The organism is Streptomyces sp. NBC_00557, from assembly GCF_036345995.1.
GTDB lineage: Bacteria > Actinomycetota > Actinomycetes > Streptomycetales > Streptomycetaceae > Streptomyces.
The window spans coordinates 116,387-137,484 of the sequence record NZ_CP107797.1; the positions used below are offsets into that span (position 1 = coordinate 116,387).

General features: G+C 74.4%; 5 protein-coding genes. All 5 read right to left on the minus strand.

Annotation, left to right across the window (positions count from 1 at the left end):
• Positions 1-11: 11 nt before the first annotated feature.
• Entirely contained in the window at positions 12-6,032 is a 6,021-nt protein-coding gene (locus OG956_RS39265) for an SDR family NAD(P)-dependent oxidoreductase (RefSeq protein WP_443065714.1), read from the minus strand.
• A complete protein-coding gene (locus OG956_RS39270) occupies positions 6,010-10,881 on the minus strand; it encodes a type I polyketide synthase (protein WP_443065715.1) in 4,872 nt (1,623 codons plus the stop codon). The genes OG956_RS39265 and OG956_RS39270 overlap by 23 nt, the downstream gene beginning before the upstream one ends.
• A 7-nt stretch (positions 10,882-10,888) precedes the next feature.
• On the minus strand, positions 10,889-19,291 hold the full coding sequence (locus tag OG956_RS39275) for an SDR family NAD(P)-dependent oxidoreductase (protein WP_330343141.1): 8,403 nt from the start codon (positions 19,289-19,291) through the stop codon (positions 10,889-10,891).
• A 198-nt stretch (positions 19,292-19,489) separates the two neighbouring features.
• Positions 19,490-20,884, minus strand: coding sequence for an FAD-dependent oxidoreductase (locus tag OG956_RS39280; protein ID WP_330343142.1), 1,395 nt, complete (start codon positions 20,882-20,884; stop codon positions 19,490-19,492).
• Positions 20,885-20,900: 16 nt separating this feature from the next.
• A complete protein-coding gene (locus tag OG956_RS39285) occupies positions 20,901-21,098 on the minus strand; it encodes a ferredoxin (RefSeq protein ID WP_330343143.1) in 198 nt (65 codons plus the stop codon).

Genomic DNA, 21,098 nt, shown 5'->3' on the forward strand with positions numbered 1-21,098 from the left:
CGGACACCTCGTCAGATGCGGGCCGGAGTGGGAGCGAGGGTGCCGAGGAACTCCTCCACCATGCGCGCGGTCGGTTCGGCGTCGCTCTCGATGATGGTGAAGTGCGAGGCCGGCACCGGCCGGTAGACGTGCTCGGCACGCCAGGGCCGGGTCCGCCACTCCTCCTCAGCGGCCGGCGACGACCCGGTCAGGAACGACCGGTCGGCGCCGAGGAACAGCACGGGCGCGGAGATGGCGTCCAGGGGGCACTGCGGCAGCAGGTCGAAGTAGCGGGTCATGGCGGACAGCCCCGTGCTGTCGAACAGCCCGAACTCGGCGTCCTGTTCGACGAGGGTCGCGGCCAGCCCGTGGGAGACCTGGGCACTGACCCCACCCCCGGACACCTGGTAGGAGTCCACCAGGACCACCCCCGCCGGACCGGCACCCTGCTGTTCCAGGCGGGCCGCGGTGGCATAGGCGATCAGACCGCCGGAGGAATAGCCGAACAGCACGTACGGCTCGCCCTCGGCGGCGGCCACCACGGCGTCCCCGAGGAGCCCGGTGAGCGCCTGGAGCGAGCCGGGCAGACTGTCGCCGGGCGTGAACCCCGGCGTCGGCAGTGTGCTCACCGGCCGGACACCCCGGAAGTAGGAGGCCAGCCGGGCGTGCTGGTGGGTACCACCGGTCGCCATCGGAGTGCTCAGGCAGACCAGGCGCGGCCGGCCCGGGCCGTCGGCCAGCCGGACCGGTGCCAGCTCCCCGGGGAAGTCCCGCGACGAGGAGAAATGCGGCCGCAGGTCGGCCACCGACCGCAGCAGCGCGAACCCCGCGTCGGAGTCGCCGGCGCGCACGGCGGCCCGGAACAGCTCGGCGACCGTCTCCTGGCCGCCCGTGGGCCGCTGCCCGTCGGGCTCGGCGGTGACCTCGTCCCGCAGCCTGCGCGCCAGCCCTGCCGGGGTGCGGCTGTCGAAGACGGCCGTCGACGGCAGCGTCACCCCCAGGTCGTCGTGGAGCGCGGAACGCAGTTCCATCACGCTCAGCGAGTCGAACCCCGCCTCCAGGAAGCCGAGTTCCGGGTCCACCGCCTCGGGGCCGCCGTGCCCGAGCACGGTCGCCGAGTGCCGCAGCACGAGTGCCAGCACCTCGCGCTCGCGCTCGTCGGCGTCCAGCCGGGCGAGCCGGGCCCGCAGCGCGGCCGGGTCGGCGCCCGCGGCCCGCCGCCGCGCGGCGGCAGGCCTGACGAGCGCGCGGAACAGCGCGGGCGGTTCGCCGGCGGCAGCGAGTGCCTTGAAGTCGAACCGGATCGGCACCAGGGCCGGTACGTCGAGGGCGCACGCGGCGTCGAACAACGCGAGCCCCTCCTCGGCGGACATCTCCCGCACGCCGGAGCGGTTCAGGCGTTCCCGGTCGGCCTCGCTCAGTTCGCCGGTCATGCCGGTGTCGCTTTCCCACAGGCCCCAGGCCAGGGAGTGGGCGGGTAGTCCGCGGGTGCGGCGGTGGGTGGCGAGGGCGTCGAGGTAGGCGTTGGCGGCGGCGTAGGAGGCCTGGCCTGCGTTGCCGAAGACGCCGGCTGCGGAGGAGAACAGGACGAAGGCGGTCAGGGGGTGGTTCTGGGTGAGTTCGTGGAGGTTCCAGGCGGCGTCGGCTTTGGGTCGTAGTACGGCTGCGACCCGGTCGGGGGTGAGGGAGGTGACGAGTCCGTCGTCGAGGACGCCGGCGGTGTGGATGACGGCGGTGACGGGGTGGTCGGCGAGCAGCGCTGCCATGGCTTGGCGGTCGGAGGCGTCGCATGCGGCGAGGGTCACCTCGGCGCCGAGTGCGGTGAGTTCGTCGCGTTGTTCGGTGGCGCCGGGTGCGTCGGGTCCGCGGCGGCTGGTGAGCAGGAGGTGGCGTACGCCGTGTTGGGTGACGAGGTGTCGGGTGAGGATGCGGCCGAGGGCGCCGGTGGCTCCGGTGACCAGGACGGTGCTGTCGGGGCCGAAGGCGGTGGGGGGCTGCTCGGTGCCGGTGCTGGTGCTGGTGCTGGTGGGGGTGGGGGTGAGGCGGGTGAGCCGGGCGCTGTGGGGGCGTCCGTCGCGGATGAGGATCTGGGGTTCGCCGGTGGCGAGGGCGGTGGGGAGGTCGGGGTGGTCGGGGGTGTCGGTGTCGATGAGGAGGAACTGGCCGGGGTTCTCGGCTTGTGCGGAGCGTATGAGGCCCCAGGCGGCGGCGCCGGCGAGGTCGGTGATGTCCTCGCCGGGCAGTGCGGCCGCGCCGCTGGTGACGACGGCGAGCTTCGAGCCCTTGGCCAGGTGCTCCCGCACCTCGGCCAGCACCCGCAGCACTTCCTCACGCGCCCCGGCCGCGCTCAGACCCGGCTGCACCCGTACGACGGTCACGTCGGACACGTCCACCGAGCCGCCGGAGTCCGCCGCCGGAGTCCATTCGACACGGAACAGGCTGTCGGCACCTGCCGGCCGGGCCGCGGCGATCTCACGCAGCACCAGCGAGCCCACCGACAGCACGGGGGCACCCTGGGCGTCCGCGACCTCCAGCGACATGCCGTCCGCAGCCGCCGACGGCGTCAGCCGCACTCGCAGCGACGAAGCGCCCCAGGCATGCAGCGCCACCTTCGACCAGGCGAACGGCACCCGCGCGGAATCCCCGTCCGACACCAGGCCGAACACGTGCAGACAGGCGTCGAAAAGGGCCGGGTGCAGCCCGAACCGCTCGGCCCCGGACACCGCGTCCTCCGCCACGGAGACCTCCGCGTACAGGTCGTCCCCGTGCCGCCAGGCGGCGGTCAGGCCCTGGAAGACGGGCCCGTAGGCGAACCCGGCCTCCGCGAGGGCCTCGTACAGGCCCTCCACGGCAAGCGGCTCGGCGCCCGGCGGCGGCCACGCGGCCAGGGAGCCGGGTACGGCCGCGGCGGCGGAATCCGCGGCGGCGAGCCGCCCGGTGGCGTGCCGCGTCCAGGAGCCGCCCGTGTCCTCCTCCCGGGCGTAGACGGCGACGGGACGCGACCCGGTGCCCTCGCCCACGACGACCTGGAAGGCCACTCCGCCGCGCTCCGGCACCACCAGCGGCGCCTCCAGCGTCAGCTCCTCCAGCACCTCGCAGCCGACCTGCTCGCCGGCCGCCAGCGCCAGTTCGACGAAACCGGTCCCCGGGTACAGCGTGCTGCCCCCGACCTGGTGGTCGGCCAGCCAGGGCTGCGACTTCGGCGACAGCCGTCCGGTGAACACCACCGCGTCCGACTCCGGTGACCACACCGCGGCACCCAGCAGCGGATGCTCCGGCACCTGGAGCCCCGCCTCCAGCACGTCACCGCCGGATCCCAGCCATGAGTCGGCGAGGTAGTCCTTGGCGTCGAGCCAGTAGCGGGTGCGCTGGAAGGCGTAGGTGGGCAGGTCGGTGCGGCGGGCGCCGGTGGTGGCGTAGTAGGCGGTCCAGTCCACGCGGGTGCCGGTGGTGTGCAGGTGGCCGAGTGCGGCGGCGAGTTCGTGGGTTTCGTCGCGGTCGCGGCGTTGGGTGGGGATGAAGGTGGCGTCGTCGGTGGTGGCGGGTCCGAGGGCGGTGAGGACGGTGTCGGGGCCGATCTCCAGGTGGGTGGTGGCGGGTATGCGGGTGAGGGCTTCGGTGAAGCGGACGGGCTTGCGGATGTGTTCGGTCCAGTAGTCGGGGGTGGTGAGTTCGTCGGTGACCGGCTGTCCGGTGACGGTGGAGACGAACGGGATGCGCGGCTGCTGGTAGGTCAGGGATTCGGCGACGGTGCGGAAGTCGTCGAGGACGGGGTCCATGAGGGGGGAGTGGAAGGCGTGGCTGACGGCGAGCTGTTTGGTCTTGCGGCCTTGTGCGGCGAACTGCTCCGCGATCGCCGCCACCGCGTCCTCGCTGCCCGAGATCACCGTGGAGTCGGGGGCGTTGAGGGCGGCGATGCCGGTCTGGTCGGTCAGCAGCGGCAGGACTTCGTCCTCGGTGGCCTGTACGGCGATCATGGTGCCGCCGGTGGGGAGGGCCTGCATGAGGCGTCCGCGGGCGGTGACCAGGCGGGCGGCGTCGTCGAGGGTGAACACGCCGGCGACGTGGGCGGCGGCGATCTCGCCGATGGAGTGTCCGGCGAGGTGGTCGGGGGTGATGCCGAGGGACTCGATGAGCCGGTAGAGGGCGACTTCGAAGGCGAAGAGGGCGGGCTGGGTGTACTGGGTCTGGCTCAGCAGGTCGGCGTCCTCGCCCCAGATGACCTCGCGCAGTGGCCGGTCCAGGTGTGTGTCGACGGCGGCGAGCACCGCCTCGAGGGCCTCGGCGAAGACCGGGTAGGTCTCGGCCAGCTCCCGGCCCATGCCGAGCCGCTGCGCGCCCTGCCCCGTGAACAGGAAGGCGAGCTTGCCCTCCTGGGCACGGCCGCGCAGCACACCGGGAGCGGTGCGGCCCTCGGCCAGCGCCTCCAGGCCTCGTAGCGCGTCCGCGTGGCTCCCGGCGACGACGGCCGCCCGGTGCCGTAGGGCTCCGCGAGCGGTGGCCAGGGTGTGGGCGACGTCGGTGGTGGAGACGTCCGGGCGGGCGGTCAGCCAGTCGTGCAGCTGCCGGGCCTGCGCGGGCAGCGCCTCGGCCGACTTGGCCGACAGCAGGAGCGGCACCGCGTCGGGGCTGCCGCAGTCACCGGCGGACGGTGCGGGCTCTTCGGACGCCTGCTCGATGATGAGGTGGGCGTTGGTGCCACTGAGACCGAAGGAGGACACGCCGGCCCGGCGGGGGCGGTCCGTCCCGGGCCAGTCGCGGGCCTCGGTCAGCAGCCGGACGGCACCCGACTCCCAGTCCACGTGCGGGGTGGGCTCGTCCACGTGCAGGGTCCTGGGCAGGACGCCCTCACGGATCGCCATGACCATCTTGATGACACCGCCGACGCCGGCGGCGGCCTGGGCGTGGCCGATGTTGGACTTCAGCGAGCCCAGCCACAGCGGCCGGTCCTCGGGCCGGTTCTGCCCGTAGGTGGCCAGCAGCGCCTGCGCCTCGATCGGATCGCCCAGCGTGGTGCCGGTGCCGTGCGCCTCCACCGCGTCCACGTCGGCCGTCGTGAGCCCGGCCGACGCCAGCGCCTGCTGGATGACACGGCGCTGGGCGGGGCCGCTCGGTGCGGTCAGTCCGTTGCTGGCGCCGTCCTGGTTGATGGCGGAGGAGCGCAGCAGCGCGAGCACGGGGTGGCCGTTGCGGCGCGCGTCGGACAGCCGCTCCAGCAGCAGCAGACCGGCACCCTCCGCCCAGCCGGTGCCGTCCGCGGCGGCGGCGAAGGACTTGCAACGCCCGTCGGAGGCCAGCCCGCGCTGCCGGCTGAACTCCACGAACGTCTCCGGGGAGGCCATCACGGTGACGCCGCCGGCCAGCGCGAGATCCACCTCACCGGCACGCAGCGCCTGCGCGGCCAGGTGCATCCCCACGAGGGAGGAGGAGCAGGCGGTGTCCACCGTCACCGCCGGACCTTCGAAGCCGTACGTGTACGACACCCGGCCGGCCAGCACGGAGCCCGTGTTCGAGTTGGCCGGATAGTCGTGGTACATCATCCCGGCGTAGACGCCGGTGGCGCTGCCCTTCAGCGTCGCCGGGTCGATGCCCGCCCGCTCGAACACCTCCCAGGACACCTCGAGCAGCAGCCGCTGCTGCGGGTCGATGTACTGGGCCTCGCGCGGACTGATGCCGAAGAAGTCCGCGTCGAAGTCGCCCGCGTCGTGGACGAACCCGCCCTCGCACGCGTAGCTGGTGTCGGGCCGCTCCCCGTCCGGGTCGTACAGCCGCTCCACGTCCCAGCCCCGGTCCGCGGGGAAGCCGGCGACGGCGTCCCGCCCGTCGGCGACCAGCCGCCACAGGTCCTCCGGGGAGCGCACCCCGCCCGGGAAGCGGCAGGCCATCGCGACGATCGCGACCGGCTCCCGCGCGGCCTCGCCGAACTTGCGGTTCTGCGCGCGCAGCCGCTCGTTCTCCTTGAGTGACGCGCGCAGCGCCGCCACCAGCTTCTCGTCGGTGCCCGTCTGAGGGTTGGTCATCGCTGCTGTCCTATTCACGGATCGAGTCGACATCGAGTCCGAGCGTGGTGTTGATGAATTCGAACACGTCGTCGGCACTGGCGGACTCGAGCGTGGCCTGAGCGGACCCGGCGCCCTCGTCATCGCCCTTCGTCAGCCGGCCGGCCAGGGCGTGCAGCCGGGCGACGACACGTGAGCCCTCGATCTGCTCGGCCGTCAGCCCGGCGAGGTACTCGCCGAACCGGTCCAGTTCCTCGTCGACCGAAGCACCGCCGCCGTCCTGCGGGCACAGCTGCGAGAGCAGGTAGTCGGCGAGGGCACGCGGGGTGGTGTAGTCGAAGACCAGTGTCGTGGGCAGCTTGCGGCCGGCGGCCGTGCTCAGCCGGGAACGCAGGTCCACGGCGGACACCGAGTCGAAGCCCAGATCCTGGAAGGACCGGCTCGGCTCGACCGCCGAGCCGTCCTCGTGGCCCAGGATCGCGGCCACGTGCGTGCGTACCACGTAGAGCACGGCCGCGGCCTGCTCGGGGGCCGTCATCCCCGCCAGCCACGTGGCCAGTTCCTGCCCGCCGTCACCTGCGGTCGGCTCGTCCGGCGCGCTCTCCGCCGCTTCCGGCAGCGCGTTCAGCAGGGGCCGCGGCCGGGCCAGGGTGTAGGTGGGCGCGAACTTCGCCCAGTCGAGGTCGGCGACCACGACATGGGACTCGCCGTGCTCCAGGATCCGGTGCAGCGCGGCCAGCGCCGGCCGCGGCGGCATCGCCGGTGCGCCGATGCGCCGCGACGCGGCCGCGATCTCCGGGGTGACCATGCCACCCTCCCAGGAGCCCCAGGCGATCGAGGTGGCCGCGCGGCCGCGCGCACGCCGGCGCCGGGCCAGCGCGTCCAGGTAGGCGTTGGCGCTCGCGTACGCCGTCTGTCCGGCGCCGCCCCACACCGCAGCGCCGGAGGAGAACAGCAGGAACCTCTCCAGCGGCCGGTCGCCGAGCAGTTCGTCCAGGTGCGCCGCGCCCGCGACCTTCGCGGTACCGACCCGGGCGAACTCCTCCAGCGACAGCTCGGCCAGCGGCACCGGGCGCTGCGCGGCACCGGCCGCGTGCACGACGGCGGTCAGGTCCTCCAGCCCGTCCAGCAGCGCGGCCAGTTCCGCTCGGTCGGCGACGTCACAGGCGGCCACGGTCACCCGGGCGCCGAGCGCGGTCAGTTCGGCCGTCAGCTCGGGCACCCCGGGCGCGTCGGCGCCCCGCCGGCTGGTGAGCACGAGATGCTCGGCGCCGTCCGCAGCCAGCATCCGGGCCACATGGGCGCCGAGGCCGCCGGTGCCGCCCGTGATCAGCGTGGTGCCGTGCGGCCGCCAGGGCCGGGCGGGTTCGCGGTCGCCCAGAGGGGCCCGCTCCATACGGCGGCCGTAGGCGCCCTGCGGGCGCAGGGCGACCTGGTCCTCGCCGCCGACGGCGGACACGACCGCGTACAGCGCGTCGAGGACCGTGGCGTCCACCCGGTCCGGGAGGTCCACCAGGCCGCCCCAGGTGTCCGGGTGGTCGAGCGACAGCCCGATGCCCAGCCCCCACAGCGAGGCGGCGAGCGGTTCGTCCACCGTCTCGGAGTCGTCCACGGCCACGGCACCGGCCGTCGCGCACCACAAGGGGGCGATGACGCCCGCGTCGCCCAGCGCCTGCACCAGCAGCACGGTCGCCGCGGTGCCGCGGGACAGCTCCGGGTACCCCGCGTGCGGCGCGCGGTCCAGGCCGAGCAGCGACAGGACCCCGGTGGCGCCGGACGCCTCCCTGCCGAGCCGTTCGGCCAGGACGGCGCGGTCCTCCGTGCCGTCCGTCTCGATCACGGTGACGTGCCCGGCACGCTCCCGGACGCCCTCGACGACCGCGTTCACCGTCGCGTCGCCCGACCGCGCGGCCGGCACGACGAGCAGCCAGGTCGCGGCGGCCCCGGCCGGAGCCTGCGGGGCGGCGACGGGATGCCAGGTGACCCGGTAACGCCACGAGTCGGTCAGTACCCGGTCGCGGTGGGCCCGGCGCAGCTCGCCCAGCGCGGGCAGCACCTCGCCCAGGGACTCGGCGGACACACCCAGCCGTTCGGCGAGCACCTCCGGATCGGCGTCCCGGTCAAGGGCCTCCCAGAAGCCCGCGTCCAGCGGATCCGCCCCGGCGCCGCCCCTGGCGGTCGGCTGCCACAGGTACCAGCGGTGCTGGAACGCGTACGTCGGCAGCTCCACCCGCCGGGCGCCGGCGAAGAACGCCGCCCAGCCCACCGGAATCCCGCGCACATGCGCGGCGGCGAGCGCGCTCACCGTCTCCTGCGGCTCCGGACGACCGCGGCGCAGCAGCGGCACGAACGCCCCCTCCCGGCCGTCCCGGAGGCACTCCGGTCCCGTCGCCGACAGCGCCGCGTCCGGACCCAGCTCGAGGAAGGTGGTCACGCCCCGGGACTCCAGCCACCGCACCCCGTCCAGGAAGCGCACCGGTTCCCGCACGTGCCGCACCCAGTACTCCGGCGAGCACAGCTGCTCGGCGGTGGCCAGTTCGCCCGTGACGTTCGAGACCACGGCGAGCGTGGGCGGCGCGTACGACAGACCGCGGGCGACCTCGGCGAAGCCGGCCAGCATCGGCTCCATCAGCGGGGAGTGGAAGGCGTGGGAGACGCTCAGGCGCTTGGTGCGGCGGCCCAGCGCGCGCAGCTGTTCGGCGGTCGCCAGGGCGGCCTCCTCGGTGCCGGAGACCACCACAGAGGCGGGCCCGTTCACCGCGGCGATGCCCACCTCGCCGGTGAGCAGCGGCAGCACCTCCTCCTCGGAGGCCTCGACGGCGATCATCGCACCGCCCGCGGGCAGCGCCTGCATCAGCCGGCCGCGCGCCGCCACCAGCGCGGCCGCGTCGGCGAGCGAGAACACCCCGGCGACGTGTGCGGCGGCTATCTCGCCGATGGAGTGCCCGGCGAGATAGCCGGGCCGCACGCCCCAGGACTCCAGCAGCCGGTAGAGCGCCACCTCCACGGCGAACAAGGCGGGCTGGGTGTACTCGGTGCGGTTCAGCGGCTCGGTGTCCTCGCCCCACATCACCTCGCGCAGCGGCCGGTCGAGATGCCGGTCCAGCTCGGCCACCGCCGCGTCCAGAGCCTGGGCGAACACCGGGTGGGCGGCGTGCAGTTCCCGGCCCATGCCCAGGCGCTGCGCCCCCTGCCCGGTGAACAGGAACGCGCCGACGGCGTCGCCACGCGCCACCCCCCGCACGACGTTCGCGGCAGGGTCTCCCGCGGCCACCGCGGCCAGGCCGCGCAGCACCTGCTCCCGGTCGGCACCGGTCACCACCGCCCGGTGCTCCAGCGCCGCCCGGGTGGTGGCCAGGGAGAAGCCGAGGTCCCGCAGGTCCGCCCCGGGTATCTCCCCGAGATGGGCGGCGAGCCGCGCGGCCTGCGCCCGCAGCGCCTCCTCGGTCTTGCCGGAGACCAACAGCGGCAGGCTTCCGCCGTCGTGCGCCGTACGCCCGGCCGGCTCCTCCTCGGCCTCCGCCTCGGGCGCCTGCTCGATGATCACGTGCGCGTTGGTGCCGCTGAGACCGAACGAGGAGACGCCCGCGCGCCGCGGGTGCCCGCCGTCCGGCCAGGGCGTGTCCTCGGCCAGCAACCGCACCGATCCGCCCGACCAGTCGACCTTCGGGGTCGGCTCGTCCAGGTGCAGCAGCTTCGGCAGCGTTCCGTGCCGCATCGCCTGCACCATCTTGATGACGCCACCCACCCCGGCAGCGGCCTGGGTGTGGCCGATGTTCGACTTCAGCGAGCCCAGCAGCAGCGGCCGTCCCTCGGGACGGTTCTGCCCGTAGGTGGCCAGCAGCGCCTGGGCCTCGATCGGGTCGCCCAGCACCGTGCCGGTGCCATGGCCCTCGACCGCGTCCACGTCGGCGGCCGTCAGCAGCGCGTCGTCGAGGGCCTGCTGGATGACCCGCTGCTGGGAGGGTCCGTTGGGCGCGGTCAGACCGTTGCTCGCGCCATCGGAGTTGATCGCGCTGCCACGCACCACCGCGAGCACCGGATGACCGTTGCGGCGCGCGTCCGACAGCCGCTCCAGCAGCAGCACACCGGCTCCCTCGCCCCACCCGGTGCCGTCGGCGGACGCCGCGAAGGACTTGCAGCGGCCGTCCGGCGCGAGCCCCCGGTCCTGGCTGAAGCCGACGAACGCGTCCGGCGTGCTCATCACCGTCACTCCGCCCGCCAGGGCGAGCGAGCACTCCCCGGCGCGCAGCGAACGCACGGCCCAGTGCAGCGCCACCAGCGACGACGAGCAGGCCGTGTCCACGGTGACGGCGGGTCCCTCGAAGCCGAAACTGTAGGCGACCCGGCCCGACACGACACTGCCGAGCGTGCCGATGCCGCGCTCACCCAGCCCGCTCCGCCCGGCGTAGTCGTGGTAGGCGACCCCCGCGAACACCCCGGTACGACTGCCCTTGAGACCGGTCGGGTCCAGGCCCGCCCGCTCCAGCGCCTCCCAGGAGATCTCCAGCAGCAGCCGCTGCTGCGGGTCGGTCTCCTTCGCCTCACGCGGGCTCATCCGGAACAGGTCGGCATCGAACTCCCCCATGTCGTGCAGGAAGCCGCCCCGCGTGGAGTACGTCCGTCCCGGCGTCGCCGGCTCCGGGTCGTACAGGGCCTCGGCGTCCCAGCCCCGGTTCTCCGGGAAGGACGTGATGCCGTCGCCCCCGGCCGCGACCAGGTCCCACAACTGCTCCGGGGAGTGCACACCCCCCGGATAGCGGCACGCCATCGCGACGATCGCGACGGGTTCCGTCTTCTGCACCTCCAGATCCCGCAGCCGCCGCTTGGCCTGCTGGAGCTCGGTGGTCGCACGCTTGAGGTAGTCCCTGAGCCTGTCGTCGTTCGCCATCGGTTTCCACACTCTCCGGTCAGGACAAGCCGAGTTCGCGGTCGAGCGCCTCGAACAGTTCGTCGTCAGTGGCCGAGCCGAGGTCCTCCTCGACGGCCTCGACCTCGCGCCCCGCGAGGTCCTGCCAGCGGCGCGCCAGCGCCTCCAGCCGGGCGCCGACCCGGGTCCGCCCGCCGTCGTCGCCGACGGGCACCATGGCCAGTGCCTCCGCCAGCCGGTCGACCTCCGCCAGCACGGACGCCACGGGATCCACGGGCGGCGGCGCCAGCTCGGCCCGCAGATAACCGGCCACGGCACGGGCGCTGGGCTGGTCGAAGGCGAGCGTCGCCGGCAGTTCCAGACCCGTGGCACCGCCCAGCCGGCGGCGCAGCTCCGTCGCGGCCATCGAGTCGAAACCGAGCTCCTGGAACGCCTCGTCCGGTTCCACCAGGGAGCCGGACGGATGCCCCAGTACCTCCGCGACCTGCGTGCGGACCAGGTCCAGCAGCTCCCGGTCACGCTCGCCCTCGGGCAGCGCGGCCAGCCGCCGGCGCAGCCGCGCGCCGCCCTCCTCGCCCACGGCCCGGCGGGTCGTCGCACGGCGTCGCACCGGCGCCACGGCGCCTTCCTCGACGCCCAACTGCTCGGCCGTCACCGTCCGGAAGCCCACCGAACGCGCCGAGAACACCGGTGCCCCCGAGGAGTCGACGGCGCTCAGCAGCACGCCCTCGCCATCGGCCGGAGCGATCCGCACGCACAGCTCCGAGGCACCGGCGGCGTGCAGCGTCACGTCCCGCCAGTCGGCGGGCAGCAGTGGCCCGGGCTCCTGGCCGCCGCCGGCGGCGGCCCACACGGGATGGAACACGGCCTCCAGCAGCGCGGGATGCAGACCGAAGCCGTCGGCCGCCGTACCTTCCGGCAGCGCCACCTCGGCGAACAGCTCCTCACCGCGCCGCCAGACCGCACGCACCGACTCCAGCGCGGGGCCGTAGTGGTGACCGCGCCCGGCCAGGACGTCGTAGCCGTCGTCGAACGCCTCACGCGTCGCACCGGCCGGCGGCCAGGCTCCCGGGCCGGCCGGTGCGCCGGGCTCCTCCGGACGCAGCACGCCGATCGCGTGCCGGATCCAGTCCGCGCCCTGCCGCCGGGAGTGCACGGTCACGGTACGGCCGCCCTGCTCCTGCGGCGCCTCGACCACGACCCGCAGCGCCACGGTCGCTTCCGCCGACAGCACCAGCGGCCGTTCGACGCCGAACTCGGTCAGCGTCCCGTGTCCCAGCCGGTCGCCCGCGTGCAACGCCAGCTCCACCAGGGCCGACGCCGGCAGCACCGGCGTGCCCAGCAGGCTGTGGTCGGCCAGCCAGGGCGCGGTGCCCGGGGCCACGGCCCCGGTCAGCACCAGCCCGCCGTCCGGCAGGGCCACCTCGGCCCCCAGCAGCGGATGCCCGCTCGACTCCTGCCCGACGCCCACTGCGGCGTCGCCCGACGACCGCGGGGCCAACCAGTAGCGGGTGCGCTGGAAGGCGTAGGTGGGCAGGTCGGTGCGGCGGGCGCCGGTGGTGGCGTAGTAGGCGGTCCAGTCCACGCGGGTGCCGGTGGTGTGCAGGTGGCCGAGTGCGGCGGCGAGTTCGTGGGTTTCGTCGCGGTCGCGGCGTTGGGTGGGGATGAAGGTGGCGTCGTCGGTGGTGGCGGGTCCGAGGGCGGTGAGGACGGTGTCGGGGCCGATCTCCAGGTGGGTGGTGGCGGGTATGCGGGTGAGGGCTTCGGTGAAGCGGACGGGCTTGCGGATGTGTTCGGTCCAGTAGTCGGGGGTGGTGAGTTCGTCGGTGACCGGCTGTCCGGTGACGGTGGAGACGAACGGGATGCGCGGCTGCTGGTAGGTCAGGGATTCGGCGACGGTGCGGAAGTCGTCGAGGACGGGGTCCATGAGGGGGGAGTGGAAGGCGTGGCTGACGGCGAGCTGCTTGGTCTTGCGGCCCTGTGCGGCGAACTGCTCCGCGATCGCCGCCACCGCGTCCTCGCTGCCCGAGATCACCGTGGAGTCGGGGGCGTTGAGGGCGGCGATGCCGGTCTGGTCGGTCAGCAGCGGCAGGACTTCCTCCTCGGTGGCCTGTACGGCGATCATGGTGCCGCCGGTGGGGAGGGCCTGCATGAGCCGTCCGCGGGCCGTGACCAGGCGGGCGGCGTCGTCGAGGGTGAACACGCCGGCGACGTGGGCGGCGGCGATCTCGCCGATGGAGTGTCCGGCGAGGTGGTCGGGGGTGATGCCGAGGGACTCGATGAGCCGGTAGAGGGCGACTTCGAAGGCGAAGAGGGCGGGCTGGGTGTACTGGGTCTGGTTGAGCAGGTCGGCGTCGTCGCCCCAGATGACCTCGCGCAGTGGCCGGTCCAGGTGTGTGTCGACGGCGGCGAGCACCGCCTCGAGGGCCTGGGCGAAGGCGGGGTAGGTGTCGGCCAGCTCCCGGCCCATGCCGAGCCGCTGCGCGCCCTGCCCCGTGAACAGGAAGGCAAGGCCCTCGGCGTTCCGCACACGACCTCGGATGATCCCGGGCAGCTCACGGTCCTCTGCCAGGGCGAGCAGTCCCTCCAGGGCGTCGTCCCGGTCGGTGGCCCAGACCACGGCACGGTGTTCCAGCGGGACCCGGGAGGCGGCGGTGGAATATCCGACATCGGTCAGCCGCGGAGCGGGATCCGTGGCCAGCAATCGGTGCAGGCGCTCTGCCTGCGCGGGCAGGGCCTCGGCGGTCTTCGCCGACAGCAGCAGCGGCACCAGGCGGGGGACGGTGCGGCATTCGGCGCCGCCGAGCCGCTCCATCGCGGAGGTGAACTCGGCCTGCTCTCCGTGGCCCCGGCGCTGCGTCGCCGTGAACGTGGCGTCGTCGACCGAGGCGGGTCCGAGGGCGGTGAGGACGGCGTCGGGGCCGATCTCCAGGTGGGTGGTGGCGGGTATGCGGGTGAGGGCTTCGGTGAAGCGGACGGGCTTGCGGATGTGTTCGGTCCAGTAGTCGGGGGTGGTGAGTTCGTCGGTGACGGTGTCGCCGGTGACGGTGGAGACGAACGGGATGCGCGGCTGCTGGTAGGTCAGGGATTCGGCGACGGTGCGGAAGTCGTCGAGGACGGGGTCCATGAGGGGGGAGTGGAAGGCGTGGCTGACGGCGAGCTGCTTGGTCTTGCGGCGCAGGCTGTCGAAGTGGGCCTTGATCGTGAGGACGGCGTCCTCGCTGCCCGAGATCACGGTGGAGTCGGGGGCGTTGAGGGCGGCGATGCCGGTCTGGTCGGTCAGCAGCGGCAGGACTTCGTCCTCGGTGGCCTGTACGGCGATCATGGTGCCGCCGGTGGGGAGGGCCTGCATGAGGCGTCCGCGGGCGGTGACCAGGCGGGCGGCGTCGTCGAGGGAGAACACGCCGGCGACGTGGGCGGCGGCGATCTCGCCGATGGAGTGTCCGGCGAGATGGTCGGGGATGACGCCGAAGGACTCGATGAGCCGGTAGAGGGCGACTTCGAAGGCGAACAGGGCGGGCTGGGTGTACTGGGTCTGGTTGAGCAGGTCGGCGTCGTCGCCCCACATCACCTCGCGCAGTGGCCGGTCCAGGTGTGTGTCGACGGCGGCGAGCACCGCCTCGAGGGCCTGGGCGAAGACGGGGTAGGTCTCGGCCAGCTCCCGGCCCATGCCGAGGCGCTGCGCGCCCTGCCCCGTGAACAGGAACGCCCGGCCACCGTCGTCGGGCGACTGTTCCAGCACGACATGCGCGTTGGTGCCGCTGATGCCGAACGAGGACACACCGGCCCGGCGGGGACGCCCGCGCTGCGGCCACGGGGTCGCCTCCGTCAGCAGCCGTACCTGTCCCGCCGACCAGTCGACCTTCGGCGACGGCTCGTTCAGGTGCAGCGTCCTCGGCAGCAGCCCGTGGTGCATGGCCTGCACCATCTTGATGATGCCGCCCACGCCGGCGGCGGCCTGGGTGTGGCCGATGTTGGACTTCAGGGAGCCGAGCCACAACGGGTGCTCCGCCGGCCGGTCCTGCCCGTACGTCGCCAGCAGCGACTGCGCCTCGATCGGGTCGCCGAGCACGGTGGCCGTGCCGTGCGCCTCCACGGCGTCGACGTCGTCCGTGCCGAGACCGGCGTCCGCGAGCGCCTGGCGGATCACCCGCTGCTGGGCGGGGCCGTTGGGCGCGGTCAGCCCGTTGCTCGCACCGTCCTGGTTGACCGCCGAGCCGCGGACCACCGCCAGCACGGGGTGGCGGTTACGGCGCGCGTCCGACAGCCGCTCCACCAGCAGCAGACCCGCGCCCTCGCCCCAGCCGGTGCCGTCCGCGGCAGCGTCGAAGGAACGGCAGCGACCGTCGGCGGACAGCCCGCGCTGGCTGCTGAACTCGATGAACGTCTCCATCGTCGACATCACCGTCACCCCGCCCGCCAGCGCCAGGGAGCACTCGCCGGCCCGCAGCGCGCGGACCGCCAGGTGCAGGGCGACCAGCGAGGAGGAGCAGGCCGTGTCCAGGGAGACGGCCGGCCCTTCCAGGCCGTAGTGGTACGCCAGCCGTCCGGAGACGATCGAACCGGTGGCCGAGGCGAACGGGTAGTCGTGGTACATCACGCCGGTGAACACGCCCGTGGAGCTGCCCTTGAGCGCCGCCGGGTCGATCCCGGCCCGCTCGAACAGTTCCCAGGACACCTCCAGCAGCAGCCGCTGCTGGGGATCCATGCCGAGTGATTCGTTCGGGCTGATGCCGAAGAAGCGGTTGTCGAAGTCGCCCGCGCCGTGCAGGAAGGCGCCCGAGCGGGTGTACGTCCTGCCGGGTGTGCCCGGCTCGGGGTCGTACGTCCCCTCGACGTCCCAGCCGCGGTCGGCGGGGAACTCGGTGACGGCGTCCACCCCGTCGGCGACCAGCCGCCACAGGTCCTCCGGAGAGCCGACCCCGCCGGGATAGCGGCAGGCCATGGAGACGATGACGATCGGGTCGTCGTCCGCCGCGACGGCCGTCGCGGCGGTGGCGCCGGCCGCCCGGTCCCGAGTGCCCGACAGCAGCGTCGCCAGGTGTCCGGCGACGGCGCGGGCGCTCGGATAGTCGAAGACCAGGGTGGCGGGCAGACTGTGGCCCACCACGGTGCGCAGGGTGTTGCGCAGTTCGACGGCGGCGAGCGAGTCGAATCCCAGCTCCTGGAAGGCCCGGTCGGGTTCGACGGCCTCGGCGGAGTCGTGGCCGAGCACGGTGGCGACCTGGGTCCGCACCAGGTGCAGCAGCTCCCGCTCGCGGTCCGCCTCGGACAGGGCCGCCAGCCGGTCCGCGAGCGTGCCGTCCACCGGCCGCGCCGCTGCACCCGCAGGCCGTCGTACGGCAGGCGGCACCAGGTCGCGCAGCACGGTCTGGGCCGATCCCGCGTCGGCCTGCGCGCGAAGCGCGGCGACGTCCAGGCGCAGCAGCAGCAACAGCGGTTCCGCGCTGCCCAGCGCCGCGTCGAACAGGGCCAGCCCCTCCTCCGCCGACAGCGGCGGGAAGCCCTGGCGGCGCAGCCGCTCCACGTCGGCGTCGGTCAGCTGCTCGGCCATGCCCCCGGTCGCCCACAGGCCCCAGGCCAGGGAGGTGGCCGGCAGCCCGGCCGCCCGCCGGTGACGGGCCAGGGCGTCGACGAAGGTGTTGGCCGTGGCGTAGTTGGCCTGGCCCGCGGCGCCCAGGGTGCCGGCGGCGGATGAGAACAGCTGGAAGAACGCGAGCTCCTGACCGGCGGTGAGCTGGTGCAGATGCCAGGCACCGTCCGCCTTCGCGGCCAGGACGGTGTCCAGGCGGTCGGCGGTCAGGGACTCCACCACCCCGTCGTCGAGGACGCCGGCCGCGTGCACCACACCCGTCAGCGGGTGGGCGGCGGGCACCGAGTCCAGGACCCGGGCGAGCGAGTCGCGGTCTCCGACGTCGCACGCCGCGACGGTCACCTCGGCGCCGAGGGCCTCCAGTTCGGCCACCAGCTCCGCCGCCCCGGGAGCGGCAGGGCCGCGCCGGCTGGTCAGCAGCAGCCTGCGCATCCCGTGCCCGGTCACCAGCCGGCGCGCGACCAGCGCGCCCAGGCCGCCGGTGCCACCGGTGATCAGCACCGTGCCGTCGGGGTCGAGGGAGGCCTGGGCTTCCGGGCCGGCCCCGCGTACCAGCCGCGGCACCCGCAGCTCGCCGCCGTGCAGCGCGACCTCCGTTTCGCCGCTTTCCAGCACGCCGGGCAGGGCGGCGTACGCGGCCGCGCTGCCGTCGACATCGGCCAGCACGAACCGGCCCGGGTTCTCCGCCTCGGCCGCCCGCACCAGACCCCACACGGGAGCCAGGACGACGTCCGTGGCGCCCTCTCCGGCGGCGCCCTCGGTGACGAACACCAGCCTGGAGGAGGCGAACCGGGCGTCGCCCAGCCACTGCTGGACCAGGTCCAGCGCGCGGTGGCTGACGGCGCGCACGGCCGCCGGCACCTCGCCGTCCGGCCGTGCCACCGGGCACAGCACCCACTCCGGCACGGTCAGTCCGCCGTCCACGGCCGCGCCCAGTGCCGCCAGGTCCGGGTACGCGAAGTGCCCCGGTACCCCGGCCTCGCCCAGCACCGCCACCACCGGCGCGCCCGCCTCGTCCGGTCCGGCGGGCAGCGGCCGCGTGGCCCACTCCAGCCGCCAGGGCTGCTCGCCCAGGCTCTGCGCGGCGACGGGCCGCGCCACCAGCGAGGCCACGGACAGAACGGGACGGCCGGCGGGGTCGGCGGCGCTGATCGCCGTACCGTCGTGGCCGGCCGGGCTGAGCCGCACCCGCAGTTCGGTGGCGCCGGACGCGTGCAGCGACACCCCGGTCCAGGCGAACGGCAGTACCGTCTCGCCGCCCTGACCGCCGTCGGCGTCCTCCACGGCGAGCGCGGCGTGCAGGGCCGCGTCCAGCAGGGCCGGATGCACACCGAAGCGCCCGGCCTCGTCGCGGGTCTGGCCGGGCAGCACCACCTCGGCGAAGACGTCGTCGCCGCCGCGCCACACCGCGCGCAGGCCCTGGAACACCGGCCCGTAGTCGTATCCGCGGGCCCGCAGCCGCTCGTACAGGCCGTCCAGCGCGACCGGCCGCGCGCCGGCCGGCGGCCACTCGGTGAGCCCGGTGCCCTCGGGCGCGCCCGCGGCCAGCACACCGGTCGCGTGCCGCACCCACGCCGTCCCCCGGCCCTCCGCCCGGCCGTGCACGGTGACGGTACGGCGGCCGGTGGCGTCGGCGTCGCCGAGCAGCACCCGGAGCTGCACGGCATCGTCCTCGGGCAGCACCAAGGGCTCGTGCAGGGTCAGTTCTTCCAGCAGGTCAAGGCCCACGGTGCCGCCCGCGTGGACGGCCAGCTCGACGAACGCCGTGCCCGGCAGCAAGGTGCTGCCCAGCGCCGCGTGGTCGGCGATCCAGGGATGGGTACGGGCGGACAGCCGCCCCGTGAAGACCAGGGCGCCCTGCTCGCCCAGTTCCACCGCGGCGCCCAGCAGGGGATGGGCGACGGCCGACAGACCCAGCTCGCCGGCGTCCGCCGCCACCACCGGCACCGACCAGTACCGGCGGCGCTGGAAGGCGTAGGTGGGCAGGTCGACGCCGACCGCGCCGGTCTTCTCGAGCAGCCCAGCCCAGCGCACGGTCACGCCCCGCACGTGGGCCCGGGCCAGCTGGCCGAGGAACCCGTCGGGGCCGGGCGCCAGCACGGTCGCCCCCTCACCGGCGGCGGCCGTCACCCGCCCGGCGAGAGCCGCGTCCGGTACGACGAACACCTCGTGCCGTTTCGTCCTCAGCGCCCGTACGGTCTCCTCCAGCGGGGCGCCCAGCCGCAGCGCGCCACCGGTGCGCAGCGCCCCGGCGTCGGGCCGCCCACCGGAGACGACCAGCCGTGCCCCGTCCTCCAGGGACAGTGCCCCGGTGACGCAGGCCGCCGCCGTCTCGCCGTCGCCGACGCCCGTCACGGCGGCCGGCCGTACCCCGAGCGACTCCCACAAGGCGCACAGGGACACCGACACCGCCCAGCGCAGCGGCGCCGCCGCGTCGGGTGCGGTCCGCGTCCCGCGGGCCACCTCCAGCAGCTCCCAGCCCGTCAGCGGACGCAGGGCCCGCGCACACTCGGCCATCCGGTCGGCGAACGCCGGGGCGGCGTCCAGGAGTCCGGCCGCCTCGGGCACGCCGTCGCCGGGCAGGACGAAGACCGGGCGCGGATCACCGTGCGCGGCACCCACCACCGCCTGCTCGCCGCCGCGGTCCTCGGCCACCGCCTCCAGACCGGCCAGCAGCGTCGCCTCGTCCGCGCCGAGGACGACGGCCCGGTGCTCCAGAACGGCCCGTGTGGTCAGGGTCAGGGCCACGTCGACCGGCCTGGTGCCGGGCGTCGCCACGAGATGATCGCGCAGTCGCCGGGCCTGGGCACGCAGTGCGGCGGCGCTCTTGCCCGAGACCGGCCAAGCCACCAGATTCCTTGCCAACGCCATCCCTCTTATTCAGCGGCGGACGATTTCGGCGGCGGTCCGGGCGACCACCGCCGGCGGGCGGCGGAGCCTTGCGGCTCACCGCCCCGGCGGACAACGGACCATGACGGCCCATGACGAACCGACTGCGGGACGGCCGCCGCGCGCCCCGTGGCGCGCGGTGACCGCCCCGTGAGACGACTAGTGCACAGCGGCGGGGGTGAGCAGACCGCCCAGCTCCGGGAACTGCGCGATGGCCTCCTCGGCGGTCAGCTGCGGCCGGCTCGGGCCGCGCCGAACCAGCTCCTGGACCTCCGGCGTGACCATCTCGGCCGCCGGTGTCATCAGCGTGTAGACACCGAACAGGGCGTTCGCGACGACCGGTTCGCTGAGCGACGTCGCCGCGAGCCGTCCCATGAACTCCTGCTCCTCGGGGCCCGGCCCGGCCACGGCCGTCCGGTTGGTGCGCACGTCGGGGAAGGCGACGTCCTGCTGTACGGCCATCGACCACGGCGTCTCGACGGCGGCCGCCACCCCGGCCTGCGCCCGGGCGGCGAGCCCCGGCTTGAGACCGACCTCCTCCAGCGCCGCACGCAGCGCGAGCGCACCGAAGGCGGAGGCCGACATGCCGTGCGCGTACACCGGGTTCAGAGCTGCCACGGCATCGCCCACCAGGGCGAAGCCCTCGGGCAGCGGCAGCCGCTCGTAGTAACGGCGCCGGTTGACCGTGCCCTTGTAAGGGCGGACCTCGCTGATCGGCTCCGCCTGCGCGAGCAGGTCGGCGATCACCGAGTGCCGCTGTCCGCGGGCGAACGCGTCGAACCCGGCCGCGTCCGAGGGCGGCTGCGCCCCGCGCGTGCCGGTCATCGTGGCGATCCAGCGGCCGCCCTCGATCGGGAACAGCGTCGCGCCACGGCCCGGCTGCCCGGTGCCCGCCTGCGGCTGGATCAGCACCGCGGGGAAGTCCGGGTGCACGCCCTGCGGCGCCCGGTACAGCCGCGTCGAGTACGCCAGACCCGGGTCGACGAACTCCTCCTCGACCTCCGGGACGCCTATCTCCACCAGCCACTCGGGCGCCTTGGAACGGCGACCGGTGGCGTCCACCACGAAGTCCGCGGCGAGCACCCGCTCGCCGTCCTCGTCCTGCAGCCGCACCCCGGTGACCCGGGCCGCGTCGCCGGTCAGCCCGACGACCTTCGCCGACTGCACGACCTCGATGTCGTCGGCCTCCAGGACCCGCCCGCGCACCACGTGGTCGGTCAGCTCCCGGCTGCACACGACGATGAAGGCGTCGCCGTGGTGACGCGGGAACCAGCCGCCGGCCGACAGCGTCAGCGTGTTCCACGGCATGCCGCGGCGGGAAGCACCCGCGGCGTGGAGCCGGTCGAGTACGCCGGGCAGCAGGTCCTCCAGGGCGAGGGCCCCGCCGCCCATGAACATGTGGCTGTGGTAACCCTGCGGCAGCCCGCGCCGCGGCGCGGGTACGTCGGGCAGCCGGTCGCCCTCCACGATGGTGACCTCGTCGGCGTGACGGGCCAGGGCAGAGGCCGCGAGCATCCCCGCCATCCCGCCGCCGAGCACTACTGCCTTGGTCATGGTGATCTCCGATACGTCATCGTCGGTGCAGCTTGATGGCGGCCACGGGGCAGACGTCGGCCGCCTCCTGCACGTCGTCCGACTCGCCCGGCTCGGGGTGTTCCCTCAGCAGGACGACGCGGCCGTCGGTGTCGTCCTGCTCGAACACGCCGGGAGCGGCGAACACACACGAACCGGTGCCCGTGCACAGCTCCCGGTCGACGCTGACCCGCAC